Consider the following 1,459-nt stretch of genomic DNA (forward strand, 5'->3'; position numbering starts at 1 on the left):
TCACCCTCGGCAACATCAACACCACCTACCAACCCACCTCAACCGGCACCTCACGATTCGACCTCCTCTTCAACATCGTCGAACCACCAGACGACAGCGCGAACCGGCCGGGATACGCCGGCCATGTCGAGTACGCCACCGACCTGTTCGACCGGGACACCATCGAACAGCTGATCACCCGGTTCACAACAGTTCTGCGCACGGTGGTCGCCACCCCGGACATGCCCCTTCGCACCCTCGACGTACTCCGCCCCGACGAGCGCCACCAACTGCTCGAAAGCTGGGGCCACACTTCGACAGCCGCAACGGTCACCACAGTTCCACGGCTGATCGGGAAGCGGGCGGCACGGATGCCGGACGCGATCGCGGTCACTTCCGCCGACGGCCAACTGACCTACCGGCAGCTCGACGAACGCGCCGACCAGATCGCGCACGCGCTGCTCGCGCACGGCGTACACCTCGAATCAGTGGTCGCGGTCGCACTCCCCCGCTCGCCGGAACTGATCGCCGCCATCCTCGGAATCCTGAAAGCCGGCGCCACCTACCTGCCCATCGACCCCGCCTATCCGGCGGACCGACTGGAGTTCGTGCTGAGCGACGCGGCACCGGCGGTCGTCGTCACCGACAGCGCCACAGCCGGATCCGTCGTCGGCAACGGTCCACGTCATCTCCTTGTTGACAAGGTCACCGCGGCCGGTACGCCCCCGCGTCCCGCACTGCTGCCGGACAATCTCGCCTATCTCATGTACACCTCCGGCTCCTCCGGCGTCCCGAAGGGCGTAGGGATCACCCACGCGAGCGTCACGCTCTGCGCGCAGGAACTGGCCACTCGGTTCGCCATGAAGCCTGGTGGAATCACGCTGGCGAGCACGTCGGCCAGTTTCGACGTGTCAGTCTTCGAAATAGTCGCGACATTGGCCTCCGGCGGCACCGTCGACATGGTTCAGGACGTGCTAGAGCTCGGCAGGCGCGACACGTGGCCCGGAAGCGTTGTCAGCACGGTCCCGTCGGCGTTCGCCGAGCTGCTGGACGACCTGCCGGAAGCCGTCACCATGGACACCGCGGTACTCGCCGGCGAGGCACTTCCCGCAGAGTTGGTCCGTCGCCTCCACCAGGCGCTACCGGAAACCCGGATCTTCAACGCCTACGGACAAACGGAATCCTTCTACGCCACGACATCCCGGCCGCTGTCCACCATGGACGAGCGGAACAACGCTCCGATCGGCACCCCGCTCGGAGGCGTCCACGTCTACGTCCTGGACCCCGATCTCCATCTCGTCCCACGAGGAGTAGCCGGCGAGCTCTACGTCGCGGGGCCGAACATCGGCCGTGGCTACCACGCTCTGCCCGGTCTCACCGCACCACGGTTTGTCGCGGATCCGTTTGGTGGGGCCGGTTCGCGGATGTACCGGACCGGGGACCTGGTCCGGTGGACAGGCGATGGCGAGTTGGTGTTCGT

General features: G+C 66.3%; 1 protein-coding gene. It reads left to right on the forward strand.

The window, feature by feature from the left end:
- On the forward strand, nucleotides 1-1,459 hold a 1,459-nt coding region (locus ACF1B9_RS37965), incomplete at both ends, for an amino acid adenylation domain-containing protein (RefSeq protein ID WP_391795988.1).

The organism is Streptomyces sp. NPDC014727, assembly GCF_043083485.1.
Taxonomy (GTDB): domain Bacteria; phylum Actinomycetota; class Actinomycetes; order Streptomycetales; family Streptomycetaceae; genus Streptomyces.